This is a genomic window from Burkholderia sp. BCC0397, assembly GCF_902832865.1.
Classification (GTDB): domain Bacteria; phylum Pseudomonadota; class Gammaproteobacteria; order Burkholderiales; family Burkholderiaceae; genus Burkholderia.
The window spans coordinates 69,120-92,737 of the sequence record NZ_CADFDL010000005.1 but is presented as its reverse complement, the minus strand read 5'-3'; the positions used below and the strand labels follow the sequence as shown (position 1 = coordinate 92,737).

24 protein-coding genes and 2 pseudogenes are annotated in these 23,618 nt (G+C 68.6%); 12 read left to right on the top strand and 14 right to left on the bottom strand.

Going from position 1 to position 23,618, the window contains the following annotated elements; translation table 11 throughout:
• The first annotated feature begins 29 nt into the window (after window positions 1-29).
• The 8 genes from HWX03_RS17895 (at window position 30) to HWX03_RS17860 (ending at window position 8,134) form a co-directional block, all read left to right on the top strand.
• Window positions 30-434, top strand: coding sequence for a hotdog domain-containing protein (locus HWX03_RS17895; RefSeq protein WP_174432333.1), 405 nt, complete (start codon window positions 30-32; stop codon window positions 432-434).
• A gap of 17 nt (window positions 435-451) precedes the next feature.
• Window positions 452-1,471 carry a nitronate monooxygenase family protein gene (locus HWX03_RS17890; protein ID WP_175872067.1) on the top strand — a complete coding sequence of 340 codons (1,020 nt, stop codon included), beginning with the start codon at window positions 452-454 and terminating at the stop codon, window positions 1,469-1,471.
• Complete coding sequence (pheA, locus tag HWX03_RS17885) at window positions 1,468-2,610, top strand: prephenate dehydratase (protein ID WP_175872066.1); 1,143 nt, start codon at window positions 1,468-1,470, stop codon at window positions 2,608-2,610. Before HWX03_RS17890 ends, pheA begins: the two co-directional genes overlap by 4 nt.
• Complete coding sequence (locus HWX03_RS17880; protein WP_175872065.1) at window positions 2,607-3,278, top strand: hypothetical protein; 672 nt, start codon at window positions 2,607-2,609, stop codon at window positions 3,276-3,278. The genes pheA and HWX03_RS17880 overlap by 4 nt, the downstream gene beginning before the upstream one ends.
• Window positions 3,275-3,799 carry a shikimate kinase gene (locus tag HWX03_RS17875; RefSeq protein ID WP_244132664.1) on the top strand — a complete coding sequence of 175 codons (525 nt, stop codon included), beginning with the start codon at window positions 3,275-3,277 and terminating at the stop codon, window positions 3,797-3,799. The genes HWX03_RS17880 and HWX03_RS17875 overlap by 4 nt, the downstream gene beginning before the upstream one ends.
• 152 nt (window positions 3,800-3,951) lie before the next feature.
• Window positions 3,952-5,397: an efflux transporter outer membrane subunit gene (locus HWX03_RS17870; protein ID WP_175872064.1), complete on the top strand. Its 1,446-nt coding sequence runs from the start codon at window positions 3,952-3,954 to the stop codon at window positions 5,395-5,397.
• Complete coding sequence (locus HWX03_RS17865) at window positions 5,394-6,593, top strand: efflux RND transporter periplasmic adaptor subunit (RefSeq protein WP_175872063.1); 1,200 nt, start codon at window positions 5,394-5,396, stop codon at window positions 6,591-6,593. Before HWX03_RS17870 ends, HWX03_RS17865 begins: the two co-directional genes overlap by 4 nt.
• A gap of 2 nt (window positions 6,594-6,595) precedes the next feature.
• The gene (locus HWX03_RS17860) at window positions 6,596-8,134 is read left to right on the top strand and encodes a DHA2 family efflux MFS transporter permease subunit (protein WP_175872062.1); all 1,539 of its coding nucleotides are present in this window, start codon (window positions 6,596-6,598) and stop codon (window positions 8,132-8,134) included.
• Window positions 8,135-8,337: 203 nt separating this feature from the next.
• On the opposite strand, the gene HWX03_RS17855 is transcribed toward HWX03_RS17860, so the two are convergent.
• The 5 genes from HWX03_RS17855 to HWX03_RS17835 are packed head-to-tail and all read right to left on the bottom strand — an operon-like array spanning window position 8,338 to window position 11,920.
• On the bottom strand, window positions 8,338-8,649 hold the full coding sequence (locus HWX03_RS17855) for a DUF1330 domain-containing protein (protein WP_174434040.1): 312 nt from the start codon (window positions 8,647-8,649) through the stop codon (window positions 8,338-8,340).
• On the bottom strand, window positions 8,646-8,996 hold the full coding sequence (locus tag HWX03_RS17850) for a non-heme iron oxygenase ferredoxin subunit (RefSeq protein WP_069617317.1): 351 nt from the start codon (window positions 8,994-8,996) through the stop codon (window positions 8,646-8,648). Before HWX03_RS17850 ends, HWX03_RS17855 begins: the two co-directional genes overlap by 4 nt.
• A gap of 14 nt (window positions 8,997-9,010) precedes the next feature.
• On the bottom strand, window positions 9,011-9,538 hold the full coding sequence (locus HWX03_RS17845) for an aromatic-ring-hydroxylating dioxygenase subunit beta (protein WP_175872061.1): 528 nt from the start codon (window positions 9,536-9,538) through the stop codon (window positions 9,011-9,013).
• Complete coding sequence (locus HWX03_RS17840) at window positions 9,539-10,798, bottom strand: Rieske 2Fe-2S domain-containing protein (RefSeq protein WP_174434038.1); 1,260 nt, start codon at window positions 10,796-10,798, stop codon at window positions 9,539-9,541.
• Between the two features lie 15 nt (window positions 10,799-10,813).
• The gene (locus HWX03_RS17835; RefSeq protein ID WP_175872060.1) at window positions 10,814-11,920 is read right to left on the bottom strand and encodes a 3-deoxy-7-phosphoheptulonate synthase; all 1,107 of its coding nucleotides are present in this window, start codon (window positions 11,918-11,920) and stop codon (window positions 10,814-10,816) included.
• A gap of 207 nt (window positions 11,921-12,127) precedes the next feature.
• On the opposite strand from HWX03_RS17835, the gene HWX03_RS17830 reads away from it, so the two are divergent.
• Window positions 12,128-12,568 carry a thioesterase family protein gene (locus HWX03_RS17830; RefSeq protein ID WP_047902668.1) on the top strand — a complete coding sequence of 147 codons (441 nt, stop codon included), beginning with the start codon at window positions 12,128-12,130 and terminating at the stop codon, window positions 12,566-12,568.
• 41 nt (window positions 12,569-12,609) lie between these two features.
• Here the strand turns inward: HWX03_RS17830 and HWX03_RS17825 are convergent.
• Together HWX03_RS17825 and HWX03_RS17820 are read right to left on the bottom strand one after the other, a co-directional pair.
• Window positions 12,610-12,807: pseudogene (locus tag HWX03_RS17825) on the bottom strand (LuxR C-terminal-related transcriptional regulator); the annotation flags it as partial.
• Window positions 12,808-13,116: 309 nt separating this feature from the next.
• On the bottom strand, window positions 13,117-14,055 hold the full coding sequence (locus HWX03_RS17820) for a LysR family transcriptional regulator (RefSeq protein ID WP_175872059.1): 939 nt from the start codon (window positions 14,053-14,055) through the stop codon (window positions 13,117-13,119).
• Between the two features lie 572 nt (window positions 14,056-14,627).
• Here HWX03_RS17820 and HWX03_RS36935 point away from each other — a divergent pair.
• A pseudogene (locus HWX03_RS36935) lies at window positions 14,628-14,954 on the top strand (amidohydrolase family protein); the annotation flags it as partial.
• 234 nt (window positions 14,955-15,188) lie between these two features.
• On the opposite strand, the gene HWX03_RS17810 reads toward HWX03_RS36935, so the two are convergent.
• A complete protein-coding gene (locus HWX03_RS17810) occupies window positions 15,189-15,626 on the bottom strand; it encodes a hypothetical protein (RefSeq protein ID WP_175821904.1) in 438 nt (145 codons plus the stop codon).
• A 271-nt stretch (window positions 15,627-15,897) separates the two neighbouring features.
• Here HWX03_RS17810 and HWX03_RS17805 point away from each other — a divergent pair, with 271 nt between their 5' ends.
• Window positions 15,898-16,635, top strand: coding sequence for a sulfite exporter TauE/SafE family protein (locus HWX03_RS17805; RefSeq protein ID WP_174434032.1), 738 nt, complete (start codon window positions 15,898-15,900; stop codon window positions 16,633-16,635).
• A 112-nt stretch (window positions 16,636-16,747) separates the two neighbouring features.
• On the opposite strand, the gene HWX03_RS17800 is transcribed toward HWX03_RS17805, so the two are convergent.
• The 6 genes from HWX03_RS17800 to ftrA all read right to left on the bottom strand — a co-directional run bounded on the left by HWX03_RS17800 (window position 16,748) and on the right by ftrA (window position 23,045).
• Entirely contained in the window at window positions 16,748-17,326 is a 579-nt protein-coding gene (locus HWX03_RS17800; RefSeq protein WP_175872057.1) for an NnrU family protein, read from the bottom strand.
• Window positions 17,327-17,624: 298 nt separating this feature from the next.
• Window positions 17,625-18,224 carry a TfoX/Sxy family protein gene (locus HWX03_RS17795; RefSeq protein WP_175872056.1) on the bottom strand — a complete coding sequence of 200 codons (600 nt, stop codon included), beginning with the start codon at window positions 18,222-18,224 and terminating at the stop codon, window positions 17,625-17,627.
• Window positions 18,221-19,330, bottom strand: coding sequence for a malate/lactate/ureidoglycolate dehydrogenase (locus HWX03_RS17790; protein WP_175872055.1), 1,110 nt, complete (start codon window positions 19,328-19,330; stop codon window positions 18,221-18,223). The genes HWX03_RS17795 and HWX03_RS17790 overlap by 4 nt, the downstream gene beginning before the upstream one ends.
• Window positions 19,331-19,390: 60 nt before the next feature.
• Window positions 19,391-20,845, bottom strand: coding sequence for a M20/M25/M40 family metallo-hydrolase (locus tag HWX03_RS17785; RefSeq protein WP_175872054.1), 1,455 nt, complete (start codon window positions 20,843-20,845; stop codon window positions 19,391-19,393).
• Between the two features lie 81 nt (window positions 20,846-20,926).
• Window positions 20,927-21,997 (bottom strand): nitronate monooxygenase, encoded by a 1,071-nt coding sequence (locus tag HWX03_RS17780; RefSeq protein WP_175872053.1) that lies wholly within the window; start codon window positions 21,995-21,997, stop codon window positions 20,927-20,929.
• A gap of 85 nt (window positions 21,998-22,082) precedes the next feature.
• Window positions 22,083-23,045: a transcriptional regulator FtrA gene (ftrA, locus tag HWX03_RS17775; protein ID WP_175872052.1), complete on the bottom strand. Its 963-nt coding sequence runs from the start codon at window positions 23,043-23,045 to the stop codon at window positions 22,083-22,085.
• A 114-nt stretch (window positions 23,046-23,159) separates the two neighbouring features.
• On the opposite strand from ftrA, the gene HWX03_RS17770 reads away from it, so the two are divergent.
• Window positions 23,160-23,579 carry a rhodanese-like domain-containing protein gene (locus tag HWX03_RS17770; protein ID WP_175872051.1) on the top strand — a complete coding sequence of 140 codons (420 nt, stop codon included), beginning with the start codon at window positions 23,160-23,162 and terminating at the stop codon, window positions 23,577-23,579.
• Window positions 23,580-23,618 lie beyond the last annotated feature (39 nt).

The window sequence follows — 23,618 nt, the reverse complement described above, 5'->3', positions numbered from 1 at the left end:
ACCCTCAATCACCCCTTCAGGAGCTGCCCTTGACTATCCAGACTGGCCTGCGTGCCCGCGCCACCCACCGCGTCGACACGATTTCGCTCGCCGATCAATGGGGAGGCGAAGCGCACGCGCTCGCGAGCCCGATCATGATCATCTTCATCGAACAGACCTGCATGCAGGCGACCGACCATCTGCTGCCGGCCGGGCAGATGACGGTCGGCTACAACTTCGAGATCAAGCATCTCGCACCGACGCCGCCCGAATGGGAGGTGACGGTCGACGCCGAACTGATCGAGGTCGACGGCCGCATGATGACGTACCGGGTCGAGGTGCGCGACGCGGTGGGCGTCGTCGGCGAAGGCGTGCATACGCGCTGCGCCGTCAGCCGCGACGGCTTCCACCGCCGCCTGGACGAGCGGCGCGACAGCGCGGCGCTCGCACGCTAACGAGCCGGAGCCCGACCATGATTCCGCTTCCGCTGCAGGGTCTTCGACTGCCGGTGATTGCGTCTCCGATGCTGATCGCGAGCTATCCCGAGATGGTGCTCGCCCAGTGCAGGAGCGGGATCGTCGGCGCATTTCCGGCGCTCAACGCGCGGCTCAGCGCGCAGCTCGGCGACTGGATCGACACGATCGACGGCACGCTGCGCGCGTACCGGGATGCCCATCCCGATGCGCCGGTCGGCCCGTACGCGGTCAACCATATCTGCCATCCGTCGAATCCGCGCGTCGAACAGGACCTGCGCATCTGCATCGACCGGCGCGTGCCGCTGATGATCACGAGCCTGCGCGCACCGTCGCGCGATGTCGTCGACGCGATCCACGCGTACGGCGGGATCGTGCTGCACGACGTCACGACGGTGCGACATGCGCAGAAGGCGCTGGAAGCCGGCGTCGACGGCCTCGTCCTCGTCGCGGCGGGTGCGGGCGGCCACGCCGGCACGCTGTCGCCGTTTGCGCTGGTCACGGAAGTGCGGCGCTTCTACGACGGCTTCATCGCGCTGTCCGGCGCGATCGCGACAGGCGACGCGATCGCCGCCGCGCGCGCGCTCGGCGCCGACTTCGCGTACATCGGGACGCGCTTCCTGGCGTCGCACGAAGCCAACGTGGTGCAGCGCTACAAGGACACGATCGTCGAAGCCAGCGCTGCCGACATCATCTACACCGACGCGTTCACCGGCGTCCACGGCAACTACCTGCGCCAGAGCATCGAGGCGGCCGGGCTCGACGCGCGCCGGCTCGCACGGGTCGACGGCGCGCAGCTCGATTTCTCGCCGGACGGCGGCGCGAAGCAGTGGCGCGACATCTGGGGGGCCGGCCAGGGCGTCGGCGCGATGGACGCGGTACTCAGCGTCGCCGAAATCGTCGAGCGGCTCGAGGCCGAATACGAGCGCGCCGTCGCACGTATGCAGCCGGGCGCGGCGACGCACCTCGCCACGCACCGGCCGGCCGTTTCCCCGACTTCACGGATCGACACGCCATGACGCCGTCCGAACTTGCCGCCCCGTCGTCCGTCGACGATGCGATCGCGCGACGCCGCGCGCAGATCGACGTGATCGACGACCAGCTTCTCGATCTGATCGGCCAGCGCATCGTTCACGCAACCGAGATCGGTCATCTCAAGCGGCATGCGGGGCTCGCGGTGCGACAGCCTGCCCGCGAAGCGTCGATCGTGGCCGAGCTGTGCACGCGCGCGCCGTGGGGGCTGCGCGACCGTGACCTGCGCGCCATCTGGCAGACGCTGTTCAGCGCGAGCCGTGACGCGCAATCGCTGCCGTCCGTCGCGTTCCTCGGCCCGTCGGGCACCTACACCGAAACCGCGATGCTGCGTCACTTCGGCGAGTTCGCCCGCGGGCAGGCGCACGAGACGATCGACGCCGTATTCGAAGCGCTCGCGCGCGGCGACGCGGAATGCGCGGTCGTGCCGGTCGAGAATTCCTCCGAAGGCGGCGTGACCCGCACGCTCGACCTGCTGATCGCGCAAGCGGCGCCCGTCACGGGCGAGATCGAACTGCCGGTCGCGCACTGCCTGCTGAGCGCCAGCGGATCACTCGCCGGCGTCGACAGCGTGGTCGGCCATCCGCAGGCGCTCGCGCAATGCCGCGCGTGGCTCGACGCGCACGCGCCCGACCTGCGCCGCATCCCGGTATCCAGCAACGCGGTGGCCGCACGCGAGGCCGCGCACCTGTATGACTGCGCGGCGATCGCCGGTGAACCCGCGGCTGCACTTTATGGACTGCGAATCGTTGCCAGCGCGATCCAGGATCACCCGGACAACCGCACGCGCTTCGTGATCGTCGGCGGCCAGGCGCCCGCCCCGACCGGCCATGACCGCACGAGCATCGTGCTGCGGCCGACCGATGCGCCCGACGCGCTCGCGCGCGTGTTCGACGCGCTCGCCCACCACCGCGCACCGCTGCTGTGGGTCGACGTGCGCCCGGCACGGGGCGCCGGCCATGCGTATCGGTACTGCATCGATTTCGGCGGGCACCCGCTCGATCCGAACGTGCACGCGGCGCTCGACGAGATTGCGCTCGCCGCTTCCGAGCTGCGCGTCCTCGGCGCCTACCCGCGTGCCGCGGGCGGTACCGACCGGCACGCCGACGGCCCGGTCGCATCATGACGGCGGCGCCCGCTTCGTCCCGCGTCGCCGCCCGGCTGCTCGCGATTCGCGACGGTCGCGACGATCGCCTGCTCGTGCTGTGCGGCATCGCCGCGGCGGACGGCCTGCCGCTCGCCGCCGGGCGATGGCTGCGCGCGCTGCGCGCCGAATACGACGACGAACTGGAGCTGCTGCCGTTCGTGCGCGGCACGCCCGACGCCGCCGGCACCGCGTGCCTGCTGCGGCGCTGCGAGCGTCTCCGCCTTCCGGCGGTGGCGATCGGCGACACCTCGGCGACCGCCTATGGCCGCTGGCGCGCCTGCCTGCCCGCGGCGCCGCTGACCTGGCGGGTGCTCGAAACGTCCGCTGCACGGGCCGCGACGCCGCTGCCCGGCGGGCTGCTGGCGCGCTGGCCGGTACGCCCGGCCGAGCCGGTCGACTGGCCGCGCTCGCGCCGCGTCGTCGCAGATCTCGGCGTTGCGTCACCGGCACTTGGCGCGCGCATCGGCGCGCTCGCCGACGCACTGTGCGACGGCACGCTCGTGGTCGCCGGCATTGCGCTGGACACGGCCCCCAGCGCGCCTCACACCTTCATCACCGATGCGCTCGACCCGCTCGCCAACTACGTGCGGATGCAGCGCATCGCCGCCGTGACACGCCGCGCGCCGTCGCTGCGGAGCCGCCTGTGAGCCCGCGCCCGCATGCCGGCTCGACGCGCATCGCGCTCGTCGGCATGCCCGGCGCCGGCAAGACGACCGTCGGCAGCGCATTGGCCCGCGCGCTCGCGTTGCCGTTCGTCGACGCCGACCGCGAACTCGAACGCCGCTTCGGCGCACCCGTCGCCGCGCAATTCCATGCGGGCGACTTCCGCGCACGCGAAGCCGGCGTCATCGACGCGCTGACGCGTGGGCCGGCGCTCGTGCTCGCGACCGGCGGCGGCGCCGTGCTGCGCGACGACACGCGCGCCCGGCTCGGCCAGCGCTGCTTCGTGATCCATCTCGCGAGCGATCTCGACACCCTATGGCACCGCACGCGCGGCGACGCGTCCCGCCCGCTGCTGAACGTCGCCGACCCGCGTGCGGCGCTCGCCGCGCTGCACGACGCGCGCGAATCGCTGTACCGCGCCTGCGCGCACTGCCGCATCGATACCTCGGGCCAGTCCGTCGCACAAACGCTCGCGGCAGCGCTCGACGCACTCGCCATCGCGTAATCCGCGCGCCTCTGTCCGCCCCCTCCGCTGTTTTCAACGATGCCGGCCGGTGCGGCCGACTGCCATTTCTACCAGTTGCCGATCGCCAAATAATATCTAAAGATATATTTTTAGATACAGATCGTTCGCCTTTACGCGACAGGAAACCGACCATGCCTCTACTCATCGACCGAGCGTGCGGCGCCCGCCGCCTGGTTCCCGCGCTCGCCGCGCTCGCGATCGCCGGCTGCGCCCCGTTCGGCCCGCAACGCCCGGCGGCCCGGATCACGCCCGTCGAGCAGCTCGATGCGGGCGCCGCGATCCGCTCCGCCGGCGCCGGCTCGCCGACGATCGCCGAACGCTGGTGGACCGCGTTCGGCGACGCGCAGCTGGATCGCCTCGTCGACGATGCGCTGGCCGGCGCACCGACGCTGCAGGCGCAGCGCGAACGTGTCGCGCAGGCGCTGGCCGACGCCGACGTCGAAAACGCCGCGCTGCTGCCGCAGCTCGGCGCGACGGCGAGCGCGGTGCCGACGCGCCTGCCGGGCAGCTATCGGACGCCGCCGCCCGCGGCCGGACACTGGCAGGTCGACGCGCAGGCGCTCCTCGGCGCGTCGTGGGATCTCGACATCGCCGGCCGGCAGCAAGCGCTGGCGCGCGCCGCCGCGCTGCGTGCGGACCAGCAGCGCGCGCTCGAGCGCGCAGCTGCCGTGTCGCTGCAGGCGGCGATCGTCGAGACGTACCTGCAGCTCGCGCTCGAACAGCGACTGCTCGCGATCGCGCGCGATACGCTGCAGCAACACAGCTATCTGCTGCGCCTCACGTCGCAACGCGCCGACGCCGGACTCGACATGCAGGTCGCCGTGCTCAAGGCGAGCGAACCGATTCCGCACGCGCAAGCCGACATCGACACGCATGCGGCCGCCTCGGCCCGGCTGCGCCACCGGCTCGCCGCGCTCGTCGGCCGAGCGCCCGGTTACGCCGATGCGCTGACGCCCGCCGCGCCGCCGGCAGCGGCGCTGCCGATGCCGGCCGTCCTGCCCGCGGCGCTGATCGGCCGCCGGCCCGACGTCCTGGCCGCGCGCTACCGGGTCGAAGCCGAAGCGGCGAACATCGACGCGGCGCGCGCCGCGTTCTATCCGGATGTCAACCTGCTGGCCTTCGCCGGCGTGCAGAGCTTCGGCTTCCGCGCGCTGTTCCACGGCAACAGCGGCACGTTCGGCGCGGGCCCCGCGATCACGCTGCCGATTTTCGAGGGCGGGCGCCTGCGTGCCGGCCTGCGTGCGCAAACCGCCGCCTACAACGCCGCCGTCGCGGTGTACGACGACACGGTCGTCAACGCGCTCGCGCAGGTCAGCGACACCCTCGTCCAGATCGACACGCTCGGCCGGCAGCGCGCGCTTCAGCGCGAGGCGCTGTCGCGCGCGCAACAGACCTACACCCTCGAAACGCAGCGCTACCGGAAAGGCATTTCCGGCTACCTCGACGTCCTGCTCGCCGAAGGCCGGCTGCTCGAGGATCGCGCATCGGTCGCCCGTGCGGACGCGTCGTTCGCGATCGAGCATGCCCGCCTGATCGCCGCGCTCGGCGGCGCCACTTCCACTGGAGTCACACAATGAACCGTCCCGAATCTCCCGCCGCCGAGCCCGCGCTGCAACGCGCGCGCCGGCGCTACTTCCGCTGGTTCTTCATCGCGCTCGCCGGCGCGGCCGGTCTCGCCGCCGTCGCGTGGGCCACCACGCGCGGCACCGAGACGACCGACGACGCGTACGTCTCCGGCGACGTCGTGCAGATCTCGCCGCAGATCGGCGGCACCGTCGACGCCGTGCGCGTGCAGAACGCCGACTGGGTCCGTCCCGGCGACCTGCTCTTCAGCGTCGACAAGACCGATGCCCGGCTCGCGCTGGACGAAGCGGTCGCGCAACTCGCGCACGCGGTGCGCCAATACCGCACCGCGCATGCGGACGCGGTGCGCGATGAAGCGCAGATCCGGGTGCGGCGCACCGAATGGTCCAAGGCGAACGACGACCTGCAGCGCCGGCTGAGCCTCGCGCAAGACGGCGGCGTGTCGCGCGAGGATCTTCGCCATGCGCGGGATGCGATGGACGGCGCGGCAGCCGCGCTGAACGCGCAGCAGGCCGCCTACGACGCGACGCTCGCGCGCACCGACGGCACGTCGATCGACACCAATCCGCTCGTGCGCGCGGCGGCGTCCCGGGTCCGCAGCGCGGCGCTCGCGCTGCGCCGCACCGAAATCCACGCGCCGCTCGGCGGGCTCGTCACGCGCCGGGTCGTGCAGGTCGGCCAGCACGTGTCGCCCGGCACGCCGTCGCTGGCGCTCGTGCCGCTCGATCACGTGTGGGTCGAGGCCAACTTCAAGGAATCGCAACTGCGCGGCATGCGCGCCGGGCAGCCGGTCGAGCTGTTCTCGGACCTGTACGGCAGCGACGTGGTGTTCCACGGGCGCGTCGTCGGGCTCGAGGCCGGCACCGGCGCCGCGTTCGCGGCCGTGCCCGCGCAGAACGCGACCGGCAACTGGATCAAGGTCGTCCAGCGCGTGCCGGTCCGGATCGCGCTCGATCCTGCCGAGCTGCGCGCGCACCCGCTGCGTATCGGCCTGTCGATGACGGCCTCGGTGCCGGTCGATCACGGCCCCGGCACCGCATCGGCGTCGCCGCCCGCCCGTCCGTCCGAAGCGCGCCGGTCGATCGACGCCACGTCGATCTATCGTGACGACGACGAAGCGGGCGACGCGCTCGTCATCGAGACGATTCGCGCGAACAGCGGCGCACGCCCGCTCGCACCGGGAGCCTGACGATGCGCTTCTTCGCCCGGAACGCGGCGCCGAAACTGCCGCTGGAGCCGCTCGCCGGCATGCCGCTGGCGCTCGTCGCGATCGCGGTCAGCGTCGCGAATTTCATGCAGACGCTCGACCTGACGATCGCGAACGTCGCCGTCCCGACCATCGCAGGCGATCTCGGCGTCGCACCGGACATGGGTACGTGGATGCTGACCTCGTTCGCGACGCCGCTCGCGATCACGCTGCCGCTCACCGGCTGGCTCACGCAGCGCTTCGGCCAGGTGCGGCTGTTCCGCGTGTCGGTGCTGCTGTTCGTGCTCACGTCGATCCTGTGCGGGATGGCGCCGAACTTCGAGTCGCTGCTGCTGTTTCGCGCGCTCCAGGGCGCCGCGTCGGGCCCGATCACCGCGCTGTCCCAGGCGCTGCTGCTCGCGGTATTCCCGTCGACGCGCCGCCACGTCGCGCTGGCCGTGTGGCAGACCACGACGTTCGTCGCGCCGGTGCTCGGGCCGATCGCCGGCGGCTGGATCACCGACAACCTGAGCTGGCCGTACATCTTCTACGTGAACGTGCCGCCGGGCGTGCTCGTGCTGGGCGTGCTCGCGCGGCTGCTGAAGGGACGCGACAACGCGACGCGGCGGCTGCCGGTCGACATCGTCGGGCTGCTGCTGCTCACCGCCGCGTTCGGTTCGTTCCAGTTGCTGCTCGATCGCGGCCAGAACCTCGACTGGTTCGCCTCCGACGAAATTCGCCTGCTGGCGGTCGTGGCCATCGCGTCGTTCGTCGCGCTGATCCTCTGGGAGCTGACCGACAGCCATCCGATCGTCGACCTGCGGCTATTCGCGGACCGCAACTTCACGACGAGCACGCTCGCGATCACGGTCGGCTTCGGGCTCTACTTCGGCGCGCTGGTGCTCGTGCCGCTGTGGCTGCAGACCCAGCAGGGATACACGGCCACCTGGGCCGGCATCGCCACCGCGCCGCTCGGCGTCGCGGGGATCGTGATCGCGCCGCTGCTCGGCCGCTTCCAGGGCCGCACCGACCCGCGCCTGCTCGCGACCGTCGCGCTCGTCGGCTGGGGCGCGGCCTCGTTCTGGCGCATGCATTTCAACAGCGACGTGACCCTCGGCGACATCGCCGCCAATTCGCTGCTGATGGGCGCCGCCACCGCATTCTTCATCACGCCGCTCGTGTCGCTTTCGCTCGCCGGGCTGCCCCGCGAGCGGCTGCCCGCGGCATCCGGGCTGCAGAACGCGCTGCGCCGGATCGGCACCAGCGTCGCGACCTCGGTCGCGCCGACTTACTTCGAGCGTCGTTCCCGCGTGCACAACACCTATCTCGTCGACCACATCACGCCGTACGATTTCGCGTCCAGCGACTGGTTTGCGCGGCTCGGTCACGCGGGGCTGTCGCCGTCCGCCGCGCTCGCGTCGGTCTCGCATGCGATCGACGTCGAAGCGCACATGCTCGCGCTGAACGATTTCTCGTTCGGCTGCCTGCTGCTGTTCGGCGCGACGCTGCTGACGGTCTGGTCGATCCGCTACCGCCATGCGTGACGCGCGAGGACGAACATCCGGAAGCCTTCTCGCCCGGCGGGAGCGACCGACCGGGTAACCGGGCGGCGGGCGGCAGAAGCCTCTGCCGGATCGCATCGCCGTCACCGATGAATCGACCGCGCGGGCCGCGCTCGACGGCACCCCGAACGAAAAAGGGGCTCCGCGCCGATCGACACGGCGCGGAGCCCCTTCACCTGCGCCGCTTAACGCGGATCGCCGGCCACCGGCACGTAGCCGTCGGCAAGGATGCCGATCGTCCGCGCGGCCGGCTCGCGCAGCCGCTTCGCCGCCTGATAGCCCTCCGACCGATACCACTCGCGGGCGCGCTCCGCCGACTCGAATTCGAGCACGACGACGCGCTTCGGCGCCCAGTCTCCTTCCAGCGTCTCGACTTCGGCGCCGCGCACCAGGAAGCGCCCGCCGTACGCGGCCACCGTCGGCGCGCCGAGCCGGCGGTACGCCTGGTATGCGTCGACGTCGTGCACGTCGATATCGAACACCACGTACGCGCTCATGATCGCGCCTCCGCGGGCGTCGCCGCATCGGCCGGCGCGAGCTGCACGAACACGCGGCCGTTCTCGATCTTCACCGGATAGGTGTGCACGCACGTCGTCAGCGGCGCGCACAGCGCAATGCCGGTCCGCACGCTGAAGCGCCCCTGATGCAGCGGGCATTCGATCTCGTCGTCGAGCAGGAAGCCGTCGCTCAATCGCGCGTCGCCATGCGTGCACTGGTTCTCGGTCGCGAAGATCTCGTCGCCGACCGCATACAGCGCGATGTCGCGGCCGCCCACCCAGACGCCCAGTATTCCGTCGGCGCGCACCGCTTCCGGCGCGACTGCATCGATCCATTCCGTAGTCACTTTCGGCACCTCGTTCAGATCGGATAAATCAGCGAGTTCGGAATCATCTCGCTGTCGTAGACGCAGATGCGCGACTCGAAACGCAGCCCGTGCGGCGTGCGCACGATCCGGTCCAGGTAGCGCCCGGTGTTGTACACGTCGCTCATCTGCTCGGTCTTCGTGCGCAGCACCGCGTAGTTCGTCTCCGCCTCGATCACCGTGTCGTCGAGATACGTGACGAGCGGCAGCCCGATCACGTGACGCTGATAGTACGGATCGAAGAACAGCGTCTCCTTGATCCCGTAGACGCGATCCTTCAGCATGCCCTTGCTCTCGAAGTCCATCACGGCGAGCGGCAGGTTGCGCTCGTGGTTCTCGCGCGGCACCACCGTGTACCGGCATTGCTCGACGAAGAATTCCGGCCACGCGTCCCAGTCGCCGCCGTCGAGCACGGCCGCATACCTCGCATTGAGCTGGACGAGTGAATAGAAATCCTCGAAGTTCGCGCCGCCCGCGTGCGGCTCGGCGGATGGCCGGCCCGTTCGTGTCGTGATCGTGCTCATTCAGGCCTCCATCACTTGGCGCCAGTACTGGTACATGCCGCGCACCAGCGTTTCGCTGACCATATGGTCGGTCTGCTCGTCGATCTGCCGGCCGCCGAGCTCGTTGTAGACGTTGCCGTGCTGGATCTGCTCGAAGCTCTGCTGCACGCATTCGATGACCTCGCCGTCGTCCGCCGACACGAAGCCGGCCGGCCCGAACAGATTGGCCTGACGCAGACGGCGCCGCGTCATTTCCTCGGTGTCGGTCTCGAAACCGAAATGCGTCCACACGTAGTCGAATACGCCCGGGCCGATCGGCCGGATGCGGCGCGTCGACAGCGCATTGACCTGCTGCTGGATGATGACGCTCGGCATCAGCGTGAGCATCACGACGGTCGGATCGCCCCACCATGGTTCGTGCACGACATCGAGGAAGCGGTCGTCGTGCAGCGTCATGCGCTCCTTGAAGCTCGTCACGTTGTGGGTCACCTCGCCGCCACCGCCGCCGCTGCGGATCGACACCATCGCGCCATGCCGGTGATGCGCATCGGTCACGAGCCTCGCGGGATTGTCCGCGCGCCACAGGCCGAAGTTGACGAACCAGGTATGCAGCAGCCCCGCGTGATACGGATCCTTGATGTTCTCGACCATCAGCTTCCAGTTGCTCGGCACGCGCTGCCGCGTGTAGCCGAGCACGGTCAGCTTCGGGCCGTGGAACAGGCGATCGTAGTAAGGCAGGATGCGCGGGCCGAGGAAATCCTCGAACGATTCGACGTTCTCGTCGAACGACGCGAACACGGCACCGCCGCGCGTCGACACGCGCAGGCGCCGCAGCGCATGCTTGCCCGGCTCGAAATCCGCCGGCATGCCGCCGTTGATCGTGCCGCCCTGACGCACGCCGCGCCGGAACGGCACACCGATCAGGTTGCCCTTCAGATCGTAGTTCCACTGGTGATACGGGCAGTGGAAATCCTTCGCTTTCCCCGAGCGCTCGCGGCAGAACTGCATGCCGCGGTGCGCACACGCGTTTTCGAAGACGACGATCTCGCCGTCCTCCGTGCGCGTCATCACGACGGATCGCTCGCCGACTTCCGTGCGCTGGAAATCGCCGGGAGACGGCACTTCGGCCTCGAGGCCGATGTAGCACCAGTGATTCGCGTAGAACAGGCGCTCGAGTTCCCGCTGGTACAGCGCTTCACTCGTATACGCCTCGTATGGTGTGCGGCTGGCGCCGTCGCCTTTCCAGTCGAGCGCGCGGGCAATGTCGATGGGTGAGTTCAAGAGAGCTCCTTTCATTCAGTAAGAAACGGCCTGCCTCGCGACGGCGGCGCCGTGCGCGATGAAGCCGGCTGGCGAACGCCGCCGCGCAACCGCCGCGGCAGCCAACTGCTCGACGAGTTCGGCCGTGTGATCCCAGCCGAGACATGCGTCGGTAATGCTTTGGCCGAACACCGGCGGCGTGCCCGGCACCAGGTCCTGCCGCCCCTCGACGAGGAACGACTCGATCATCACGCCCACGATCGCGCGCTCCCCGCGATGCAGTTGCGCGGCGAGGTTGCCGCAGACGTCGATCTGCGCGCGGGTCTGCTTGCCGCTGTTGCCATGGCTCGCGTCGATCACGACGTACGGGGGAAGATGTGCGTCGCGCAGCGCGGCGCAGGCGGCCGCGACGCTGGCGGCGTCGTAGTTCGGGGTCTTGCCGCCGCGCAAGACGATATGCGTGTCGGGATTGCCGGGCGTGGTCGCGATTTCCACGCTGCCGGACACGGACGACCTCAGGTAACTGTGCGACACGCGCGACGCGCGGATCGCGTCGATCGCGACCTTCACGTTGCCGTCGGTGCCGTTCTTGAAGCCGATCGGCAGGTCGAGCCCCGATGCCGCCTGGCGATGGATCTGCGATTCGGTCGTCCGCGCGCCGATCGCGCCCCAGGACACGAGGTCGTCGAGATACGGCGCGGTCATCGGATCGAGAAATTCGGTCGCGGCCGGCAAGCCCAGCGCATTGATGCCGAGCAGCACCTTGCGCGCGACGCGCAGGCCGTCCTCGATCCGGAAGCTGCCGTCGAGATACGGGTCGTTCAGCAGCCCTTTCCAGCCGACCGTGGTGCGCGGCTTTTCGAAATAGACGCGCATCACGATCTCGAGCACATCGGCGTACCGCTCGCGCAGCGGCGCGAGCCGGCGCGCGAACGCCAGCGCGGCCTCCGCATCATGGATCGAACACGGGCCGACGATCAGCGCAAGCCGGTCGTCCTCGCCCGCGATGATGCGCGCCAATGCGCGCCGCGCATCGCCGATCGACCGTGCCAGGCCGGGATCGCAGGGCAACTCGGTGCGCAACCGCTGCGCACTGATCACCGCCACGCCTTGCGTCAACGCTGCCTCAACGGGTTTTTCCATTTAACGCTCCACTCTCGCTGATCGGATGCCGATTTACGGAGGCAATTAGAGCGCGGTCAAATCCCCGGTGATACTGTCATTTATCTCAGAAGCATTTCACATAGTGGATATCTGTGATTTCCGACAGTATTCCGATATGCGGATCACGTCTAACTTAACTCCTGCAAAAACACGTTCTCACCAGCCGTTCTGCCAAGGAGCCTCGTAATGACAAGGAAATATTTTGAAACCCGAATCGACGTGAAGTATCGGGAAACGGACGCGATGGGCCATGTGAGCAGCCCCGTCTATTACGACTATCTGCAGCACGCGTACCTGACCTACATGCACGATCTGCTCGAGCTGCCCTATTCGGAAAAGCTGCCGCACATCATGGTCAAGACCTCGTGCGAATATCTGAAGCCCGCGCAGTACGGCGATACGATCACGGTCCGCAGCAGCGTCACGCGCTTCGGCTCGAAGAGCTTCGAACTGGAATACCTGATGGTGCGCGACGGGCAGGCGGACACCGACGATTCGGCCGACGATCATGCGGTGGTTGCGCGGGCCGTGTCCACGCATGTGATGTTCGACTACGGGAGCAAGACCACGGTACCCGTGCCGGAAGAGTTCAGGACGCGCGTGCTGTCGTTCCAGGGCGCGATCTGATGCCGCAACCGGGCGTCCACGAACGGACGCCCCGGTGCCGTTCATGCAAACACGATCAGGCCCATCAACACGGCTTTCACGACCGCATTGGTCTTGTTGGACGCGTTGAGCTTGACGATCGATCTCGAAATATGGAAATTGATCGTCCGCTCGGTCAGGCCGAGAATGATGCCGATCTCATACGCTGTCTTCCCCTCCGCCGCCCATCGCAATACCTCGCATTCGCGCATACTCAGCGCGACATCCACGGGAGCCTCTATATTCGCCGCACACTGAATCATTCGTTTCTCCATCCAGAATAAGACGCCAATGTTTCAGATTCATTATTTCCATCGTTCACCTCAATTCACATACCCCTCGGATTGGATGTTTATTATTTAAAGGCGTCACGAATATTCGGCGAATTCAAAAGCAACGATCGTCCTACCCATTATCTCCGGTGTTGTCACAATGGAATCGAGCATACCGAATCGATTTACGCTTCGGAAGATGCATGAGACGCAATGTATCAATGACGTTGACGCACGCCACCAGAGTTGCATGACGCGTCACATTGAAGCGACCGCCTGACTAACGGGCGCGATCGCATCGGCCACGCGCGGTGCGCAGATCCTGCGCACGCAATCGCGCAGCCAGCGATGCGCGGGGTCGCGATCGAAACGCGGGTGCCAGATCTGCGAGACGGTCAGGTCCGCGATCGGCAACGGCAGCGTAAAGCTGTACATGCCGACGCGGGACCGCTCGGTCTGCCGCTCCGGCACGCTGGCGACGAAGTCCGAGCCGCGCGCGAGCGACAGCGCGGTCGGGAAGCTCGACACGACGGTGGTCACCGTGCGCACGATGCCGAGGGAATCGAGCAGCGTATCGATCGGGCCGTTGAACTGCCCGCGGCGCGACACGCTCACTTGCGGAAACGACGCGAAGCGTTGCGGCGTGATTTCGCCGGTCGCCAGCGGATGATCCGCGCGGACCACGCCGATGAAGCGGTCGCGAAACAGCGCCTGCACGCGCAGTTCCGGGCCGGCCTGGCCGATCACGCCGACTTCGAGATCGATGTCGCCGTTGCGCAGCGCATCGACGTGCTTGTTGGGTTTCGGCGCGAAGCGCAGTCGCACGTCGGGCGCGGCGCGCGACGCGTGTTCGAGCAGCGCCGGCGCGAACGTCTCGACGAATGCCTCGTTCGCGCGAATCGAGAACGTGCGCTTGAGCGTACTCATGTCGACCCGCTCGCACGGGCACATGACCGAATGCGCCTCCACGACGAGCGCATGCACCCTGTCGCGCAACTCGAGCGCGCGCGGGGTCGGGACGAGATCGCGCCCTGCCCGCACCAGCAACGGGTCGCCCGTCATCACCCGCAACCGCGCGAGCGAGCGGCTGAGTGCGGACGGACTGAGGCCGAGCGCGTTGGCCGCGCCCACGACGCTGTTCTCGGACAGCAACGCGTCCAGAACGACGAGAAGATTGAGGTCGATGGAAGTCGCCATGTTGCGCTCTGCTGTACTGTCGGGACCGGCCGGCCGATGGGCCAACGGCATCGTGCCTCGAGCGTATGTGCTCCGTGATTCGCGATAGACCGGAAATCGGCAGTCGCGCCGCCGAGCCTGACGCACGATCATGCGTCCGCCGACATGGCGGGCAGTGAATGGCGGGGAGTATTCGTGCCGCTGAGAAAATCCGCTGCGGATTTATTGCACTTGTGAACGATTGTGCACCGCGTTGCAATAAATCGCAACCGGACACGATGCGTATCTGATTTAAATGAAACGATGCACGCGAATGAACAATAAAACAAAACCGATTCGATTGCGTCGATCCGCGCATCGCGCTCGCAAGCCGGCCGGTGAAGCAAAGCCTGCCGCAGCGGAGCCCGCGCGAGCCTCACCAGGCGCTGCATGGCCGACCGGCACGGCTTCCGCGCAAAAACACGGTACATTCAGTGCATTGCGATCGAATGACAGAAATTTTAGACGCTTCTATTGACTTTCACACCGATATTCCGCCTTGGCTCGCCTACGTTTCACGAAATAAATCCCGATCGAAATCCCGATCGACCGATTCGGGAATCCATTTTGTTTCGTGTCTGACCGAAAGCATTCACCTGCCGGGGCGTTTCGACACCTTCCCGAAACGACGCGGCATTACGCGTGTGGCGGAGCTCGATCGCGCCGGCATCAACGTGAGCTTCGGTCAGGTTTCGATCAAGGGTCCGTGGTATCCCGTCGACAGCGGCAACATCCTGCGCATCCTCGACGTCGGCCTGCACGTATGCCACATGCTCGGTTATGACGACTTGCAGGGATGCGTCGACTTCGTCACCGAGCCCAACGCAGATGCGATGTCGCTGGGCGATCGCCATGGCACCGCCGTCGGGCGGCCGGCGAGCCGGCGCGACACGCTCGAGGCGGCCATTCTCTCCGCTGCCGAAGAATCGTTTTCCACGTACGGATTCGAGGGAGTTCCGTTGCGACCATTGACCGCCTCCGTCGTCATTCGTGCACCGCGATCACGGAGGCTTACCCGGCTATCCTCGCCGGGGGACGTGCGGGACGACGTCGCGACGATACTCGCTTCGCCGCCGTGCGCTCGCCCCCACCGCGGCTCGCCGGGGAACCGCGGGTCAGTCGTCGTGCTTGTAGCGCTTTTTGTTCTTGTGCTTGTTGCCGTGGTAATGATCGTTGGAACGCGCGTTGTTGCGCGACACGTGGCCACCGAGCGCCGCACCCGCGCCGCCGCCGACGGCGGCACCGACGAGGCTGCCGGCCGTGCCGCCCATCGCGTTGCCCGCAGCGGCGCCCGCGCCGCCGCCCAGTGCGCCGCCGACGACCGCGCCCGTGCGTTCCCGCTTGTTCGACGTCACCGCACCGCCTGCGCCGCCGCCCACGGCTCCGCCGATGATCGCACCCGTGCTCCCGCCGATCGCGTTGCCGACCGCCGCGCCGCCGACGCCACCCAGCGCGCCGCCCAGTGCGTTGTTCGTGTCGCCTGCCACGGCAGGCAGCGACGCCACCGCAGTCGCACCGACCACCACTGCCATCCCGGCCAATTTCTTCAGCATCTGTCTGCCCCTTTCCGCTTTATGAGATATCGGTGGCGAATCTAGCATCTTTCCGGTAAGCCCATCGTAATGAAGCGTTAAATCGGGGTTTTCCGCCGGATCCGGCCGGCACGTTCGACCCCGCCACGATGCGGCGGACGTTCCGTATCGGCGCGCCGGATTATCCCGCCGCGTTGTTCCTTCCCGCGCCCGCGATCCTGCATTACCATCGTGCGTCCGCCGCGCCTGCCCGCTTCCGGCAAGCAAGCCCCACCTCCCCGTTCCCGCACCGATGCTCGCCCTCATCATCCTCGCCGGCCTCTGGGCCGGCCTCCAGAACGCCCTCGCGGGCGGCGGTTCGTTCGTCACGCTGCCCGCGCTGATCGTGTCGGGGATGTCACCGCTCGCGGCCAACATCACGTCGACGGTCGCACTGTTCCCCGGCCAGGTCACGACGGGCTGGGCGAGCCGGAACATGGTGAGCGGCGTGGGCAGGCTGCCGTTTCGCGCACTGTTCGCGATCAGCGTGGCCGGCGGCGCGCTCGGCGGCCTGCTGCTGCTGAAAACGCCGTCGTCGATCTTCTCGCACCTGGTGCCGTGGCTCGTGCTGTTCGCGACGGTCGTGTTCGCGTGGGGCAGTTTCTTCCGCAAACCGGGCGCCGGCGCGCAACATCTCGGCCCCGTCTCGGCCGGGGTCTCGCAGTTCCTGATCGCGATCTACGGCGGCTACTTCGGCGGCGGCATCGGATTCCTGATGATGGCCGCGCTGACGATGGCCGGCCTGCCGCCACGTCACGCGATGTCGACGAAGAATGCGCTCGCGGGCGTGATGAATGCATCGGCCGTCGTGCTGTTCCTGACGTCGCCGCACCTGCACTGGCGCGCGGCGATCGCGCTCGGCGCCGGCGCAATCGTCGGCGGCCTGCTCGGCGCGTGGGCGCTGCATCGCGTGAACGAACGCGTGCTGCGCATCGCGATCGTCTGCATCGGCGCTGCGCTGACCATCGGGTTGTTCGTCAAACCGATCTGAACCCACGCTCATCCGTGCCGCGACCGCGGCAATTGATGAGCAAACCGCAAGGCAGGCAGCCGGCGCGAAGCGCCGCTGACGCGCGAAAGGCCGACCGGCGTGCGCGTTCCGTTCAGCCGAACGGCCGCACGCCGATCAGCGGGCCGTGCAGGAACAGCGCGAACACGGCCCACGCGACGAGTCCGGCCACAATAGCCGCGACGTCGCCGGCCAGCGCGCCGGCCGGATAGCGGACACCGTCGCGGCGATCCCGCGCACGCGACACGACGAAATCGACGATCGACCACACGAGGAACGCGCCGAACAGCACGACCGCGTGCACGGTGCCGTTCACGAGCAGGTGCGCAACCGCCCAGACCATCACGCCGGCCAGCATCGGATGCCCGACGAGCGTCTTGATCCGGTTGCGCGGCACATACGATGCGGCGATCAGCACGAACGCGACCGCGGTCAGCATGCCCGTCAGGTGGCGCACGCCGACCGGCGACACCCACAGCAACGTCCCGCCCGTACGGGCGATCCCGTACCCCCAGATGATCAGCACGAAGCCGACGATCGACGCGAGCGCGTAACCGCCCTTCCAGCCCTTCTCGCCGATCCGCGCGATCGTCGCGGACCGCCAGCCGTCGGCGACGATCCGAATCGAATGCACACCGAGGAAGATCGCTAAACCGAGAATCAGGACGAGCATCGGCTGTCTCCGTCTGGAATGATGAGTGGGGAAGCGTTCCGCGCGGCGTCCGGTGCGCCGTTCGCGGGGCCGGCGGCGAGGCCGGCGCGGGTCGCGCGAGGCACGGGCGCAACCCGCGCCGATCATAAACGCCGGGGCCGCCGTTGTGAAGCATGCACGATGTGCGGCGCGTCAAGCTCGATGCGTTCGGGCGCCGGATCGTGCGGGCAAATTGTTCGCGCAGCGTGCTGGTCGGCCGCGACGGGCGAGAAAGTAAGGAAAGCGAAAATCGCGAGGCTGTCGCTTCTCGTGATCGGTACTACGTCTGCTTGCGCTTCGTCGCTGGCTTCGGAGTCGGCGCGGGCGATGATTTCGATGCCGGTTTCGTTTTCTGCGCCGACGCCGGTTTCGATGCGGATTTCGCCGCTGGCCTGGATACCTTTTTCGGCTCCGGTTTCGGTGCAGGTTTCGGTGCAGGTTTCGGTGCAGGTTTCGCTGCGGTTTTCGCTGCAGCTTTCGGCGCGGCTTTCGGCCCCGCCCCGGATACCGTCTTCGACGCCGCCCTCGCCTTGCGCTTCGGCGGCCCGGCCAGCAGCGCCGCGCGATACGCGCTGCGGCACCAGTCGAACAGCGCGCCCGCATCCTCGAGCACGTCGGCCGGCGTTTCGTAATAGCCCTCGAGCGCGACGGTGCGCGTGGGCCGTGCATACGAGAACGGCCCCATCCCCGCCGCGACGAACGCCGGGCGGTTCACGTCGTCGACACGCAGGAACAGCGACCCGCGCGACATGAAGCCGAACATCACGCCGTCGAGCCGCAAGGCCGCACCGCTGAAGAACCGTGCGACGGCGACCGTACCGAGCGGCGCAAGCTGATACGCGATTTCCTCGCCGTGCGCCTTCTCCGCCTGCCAGCTCATGCGGATGCCTCGCAGCGCTGCGTCCACGCATCGAGCTCGGCCGCGTCGAAACCGACGGCCGCCGCGCTCTCGCGGATCTGCCGCCACGTCGCGCGGTCGACCGGAATGCCGGCCGTGCCGCGTGTGGCGCGGCTCGCCTCTTCCGGCTCGCCGGGCACCCGCACCGGCGCATCGCCGGCCTGCGGCGACGCCTTCGCCCACGCGACGAATGCATCGGCTTCGCGTTCGGCATCGGCCGCGTCGAACGCTTTCGGATCGATCAGCACCGACAGCATCCCGTTGACGATCGCGCTCGTCTTCTGCAGCGTATCGCCGTACGTCGTATGCCCGCCCACGAGCGCGCCGCCGAAGATCTCGCACATTGCCGCGAGCGCATACCCCTTGTGCAGCCCGAACGGCAGCAGCGCGCCGAACGGCTGCTCGTGCATCACGGCCGGATCGTCGGTCGGCTCGCCGCGATGGTCGATCAGCGACCCGGCCGGCACCCGCTTGCCCTGGTTGTATGCGACCCGCGTCTTGCCGTACGCGATCGCGCTCGTCGCGAAATCGAGCAGCAGCGGCGGCTTGCCCGCCCGCGGATACGCGGCGCAGAACGGGTTCGTGCCGAAACGCGAATCGGTGCCGTGCAGCGGCGCGACCAGCAGGTCGCCCGGCACGTTGACGAAATGGAACGACACGAGCCCCGAGCGCGCACACTGCTCGGCCCAGTGCCCGATGCGGCCGAGGTGATGAACGTCGCGCAGCCCGATCGCGCAGATCCCCATGCGCCGTGCGCGCTCGATCCCTTCGACCATCGCCTCGAACGCGATCACCTGGCCGAAGCCGCGCCCGCCGTCGATCGTCAGCACCGCACCGCCGTCGCGGACGATCGACGCGTGCGCGTTCAGTTGCAACTGCCCTTCCCGCCACGATGCGACGTAATTCGGGATCATCCCGATCCCGTGCGAATCGTGGCCCGCAAGATTCGCGCCGAGCAGGTGATCGGCGACGAGCGTCGCCTCGCGCGGGTGGCTGCCGGCCCGTTCCCAGAGCGCCGCGACGAATGCATGCAGCGGTTCGGCGCGCATGCGCAGCGGTTCGGTATCGGGCGTCGGCAGTGCGGTCATCGGCAACATTCCATCAAGTCAGTTCGGGTCGGGCAATCGGTACGTCGGACGTTGCGACGATCAGCGCGCGGTCGCGATCACGTCGGCCACCGCCGCCGTGAGCTTCTTCGCGTACGGCACGTGCAGGAACTCGTTCGGGCCGTGCGCGTTCGACTTCGGCCCGAGCACGCCGCACACCATGAATTGCGCTGCGGGGAAGCCTTCCTGCAGCACGTTCATCAGCGGGATCGTGCCGCCGAGGCCCATGTACGCGCAATCCGCGCCGAAGTGGCGGCGCGATGCGGCGTCGAGCGACGATGCGAGCCACGGCGCGAGATCGGGCGCCGCCCAGCCCGTCGCGGCGCCCGCGTCCGGCTTGAACGTGACCTTCGCGTTGTACGGCGGATCGAGTTCGAGCAGTTCCTTCAGTTGCTGCACGGCTTGCGCGGCATCGACGAGCGGCGGCAGGCGCAGCGACAGCTTGAACGCGGTGCGCGGACGCAGCACGTTGCCCGCATCGGCGAGCGCCGGCAGGTCGGCCGCGCCCGTCACCGACAGCGACGGACGCCACGTCGAATTCAGCAGCGCCTCGCGCGGATCGGTCGTGGTCGGCAGCACGGGTTTGCCATCCTGGCCGCACGCCCACGGCAGCCCCTTCCACACCGTGTCGCCGAGGATCGCGGCGGCCGCTTCGGCTTCGCGCACGCGGCTCGACGGAATCTCGCAATGGAACGCGCCCGGCAGCAGGTTGCCGTTCTTCGCGTCTTCGAGGCGCTCGAACAGCTGGCGCATCACGCGGAAGCTCGACGGCGCGATGCCGCCGTACACGCCCGAGTGGATGCCTTCTTCCAGCACCTCGACCTGCAGGTCGCCGGACACGAGGCCGCGCAGCGACGTGGTAAGCCACATCTGGTCGTAGTTGCCGGCGCCCGAATCGAGGCACACGACGAGCGATACCTGGCCGAGCCGGTCGCGCAATGCGTCGACGTACGGCAGCAGGTCGTAGCTGCCCGACTCCTCGCAGGTCTCGATCAGGCCGACGCAGCGCGGCCGTTCGATGCCCTGCTCGTCGAGCGCGCCGAGCGCCGCGAGGCTCGCGTAGATCGCATAGCCGTCGTCCGCGCCGCCGCGGCCGTACAGCTTGCCGTTCTCGAACTTCGGCGTCCACGGGCCGAGGTCCGCGCGCCAGCCGTCGAATTCGGGCTGCTTGTCGAGGTGGCCGTACAGCAGGATCGTGTCGGTGCTGCCGGAGCGCGTGGCCGGCGACTCGAAGAAGATCACCGGCGTGCGGCCCGGCAGACGCACGATTTCCAGCTTCAGGCCCTTCACGGGCTGCCGTTCGGCCCACTGCGCGGCGTCGGTGACGACGCGCTCGAGATAACCGTGCTTCGCCCAGTCGGGATCGAATGCGGGGCTCTTCGCGGGAATCTCGATGTAGTCGGTCAGGGCGTGGAGGATTTCATCGTTCCACTTGCGCTCGATGAAGGTCACGAGCTTGTCATGGTCGAGGACGGGGGTAGTGTCGACGGAGGTCATGGTGGGGGTGCCTGGATCGGGCTGACGAAAATCCAGATCATACGCCGATGCTCCCCCGCCGGCGCCCCCTTCCTCGGCCGTTCAGACAGCCTGCGGGAAGGCGTCGCGCAGCCCCGCGGCGCACGCCAGCGCGTCGTCCCACAGGCGCCGCGTCAGTTCACCTGCATCCTCTTCCCGCGCAAGCGCCGCGGCCTCGCCCGACCACAGCAGCGAGAAATCGTCGCGGCCCTGCCGCTCGAACGCGCCGCGCAGCGGATCGACCGCGGCCGTCGCGAGCGGAAACGCGGGCGCGAGCGCACTCATCGGCCCCTGTTCGCGCATGAAGCGCGTCAGCAGCCCCCGTGCGGGACGGCCCGTGTACAGGTTGGTCATGCGCGTGCCGTCGTCGCGGGCGGCGCGCACGGCCGCTCGATGCTGCGCCGAACGGCCGGCCTGCGGCGTCAGCAGGTAGCCGGTGCCGATCTGCACCGCGCGGGCGCCGAGCGCGAACGCGGCCGCGATGCCGCGCCCGTCGGCGATCGCACCGGCTGCGATCACCGGCGCGCGGACTGCATCGACGATCTGCGGCAGCAACGCGAACAGGCCCGGTTGCGCGTGGATATCGTCGGTCAGGAACATCCCGCGATGGCCGCCGGCCTCCGCCCCCTGCGCGACGATCGCGTCGACGCCGCGCGCATCGAGCCAGCGCGCCTCCTCGACGGTCGTCGCGGACGACACCACCTGCGCCCCTGTGCGGCGCACGCGGTCGAGCAGCGCATCGTCCGGCAGTCCGAAATGGAAGCTCACGACGGCCGGCCGCAGTTCCTCGACGACCGCGCACATCGCATCGTCGAACGGCGCGCGGCCGGGGCCGCCTTTCACGTCGGCCGGGTCGAGCCCGGCTTCCGCGTAATAGCCGGCGAGCGCCGCGCGCCAGCGCGCATCGATCTCGGCATCGGGCGCGGGCGGCGCATGACAGAAGAAATTCACGTTGAACGGCGCGGCCGTGCACGCACGGATCGCCGCGATCTCGTCGCGCAACTGCTGCGGGCCGAGCGCCGCGCACGCGAGCGAACCGAGCCCGCCGGCTTCGCACACGGCAATCGCGAGCGGGCTCAGCGAGCCGACCATCGGGGCCTGGATCAACGGCAAACGGGAAGGCAGCATCGTCATCGGCATCCTTTTTCGGAATGAGTGGCCGTCGCCACATGGGTGGTTCTTTTCATCATCGCGCACGAACGGCCGCGTTCGGCGCGTGCTACGTGCCGCCGCGATCCATCCCGCGCCGGTACGCGGCCGGGCTCGTCGCCGCGACGCGCCGGAAATGCCGGCGCAGCGATTCCTCGGAACCGAAGCCGGCACGCGCCGCGATCTGCGCAAGCGACAACGCGGGCTGCGCTTCGAGCATGTCCTTCGCGACGTTCACGCGTTCGCGGATCAGCCACGCGAGCGGCGACATTCCCGTCGCGTCCGCGAACTGACGCTGCAATGTGCGCGTGCTCATCGCAGCCTGCGCGGCGAGCGATGCGAGCGTGTGCGGCTCGGCCGCATGCGCGCGCATCCAGTCGATCAGCTTCGCGAGCCGGTCGGTGCCGCCCGGTGCGACCGGACGCGGCACGAACTGCGCCTGCCCGCCGTCGCGATGCGGCGGCAGCACGAGTCGCTGCGCGACGCGGTTCGCGATCGCGCCGCCGTGATCGCGGCGCACGAGATGCAGCAGCATGTCGAGCCCCGCCGCCGAGCCGGCCGACGTGACGATCTGCCCTTCGTCGACGTACAGCGCATCGGGATTCACGCGCAGCGCCGGATAACGCGCCTGCAGGCGTTCCGCATACCGCCAGTGAGTCGTCACGGTGAGACCGTCGAGCACGCCGGCCGCCGCCAGCACGAACACGCCCGAACAGATCGAGCAGAGCCGCGCACCGCGCCGGTGGGCGGCCCGCAGCTTCTTCAGCAACGGCTCGGGCGGCAGCTCGTCCGGATCGCGCCAGCCGGGAATCACGATGGTGTCCGCGCGATCGAGCGTCGCGAGCCGGTAGGCCGCGGCAACGGTAATGCCGCCCGCCGCGCGCACGGGCCCCGGCTCGCTCGCGCATACCGCGAAGCGATACCAGTCGACGCCAAGTTCCGGGCGCTCGAGCGCGAACAGTTCGACCACGCAGCCGAATTCGAACGTGCAGAGGCGATCGTAGGCGAGCGCGACGACGAGATGATTGTGCATGGCGCGATGTTACTGGAACTTGTCGATCGCGCCACTGCCGCGAAACGCGCCGAACCGCGATACTGCCCTTCATTGCGGCGCGTTCCGTGCCCGTTCAACCAGGAGAGCCTCACCATGTCCTACGTCACCGACGTCCCCGCCGCCGACAGCCCCGCCGCCCTCGCGCATTTCGAGGCATCGCTGCGCTTCGAGACCGATTGCTGGGACGTGCACGACGCATTCGCGTCCGGCACGCCCGATTTCGTGCTGCTCGACGTGCGCGGCCCCGACCAGTTCGCTGCCGGCCACGTGCCCGGCGCGCGCAACCTGCCGCACCGCAAGATCATCGAAAGCAAGCTCGCCGGTTACCCGGCCGGCACGCTGTTCGTCGTCTACTGCGCGGGGCCGCACTGCAACGGCGCCGCGCGCGCGGCGATCCGGCTCGCGCGCCTCGGCCGCCCGGTCAAGCTGATGATCGGCGGCGTGACGGGCTGGCTCGACGAAGGTTTCGCGCTGAGCAACGAAGTGCAGCCGGCGGACGCCGAAGCCGCCTGATCGTCACTAAAAGCGCAACAATCAATTGCCTGCACACAA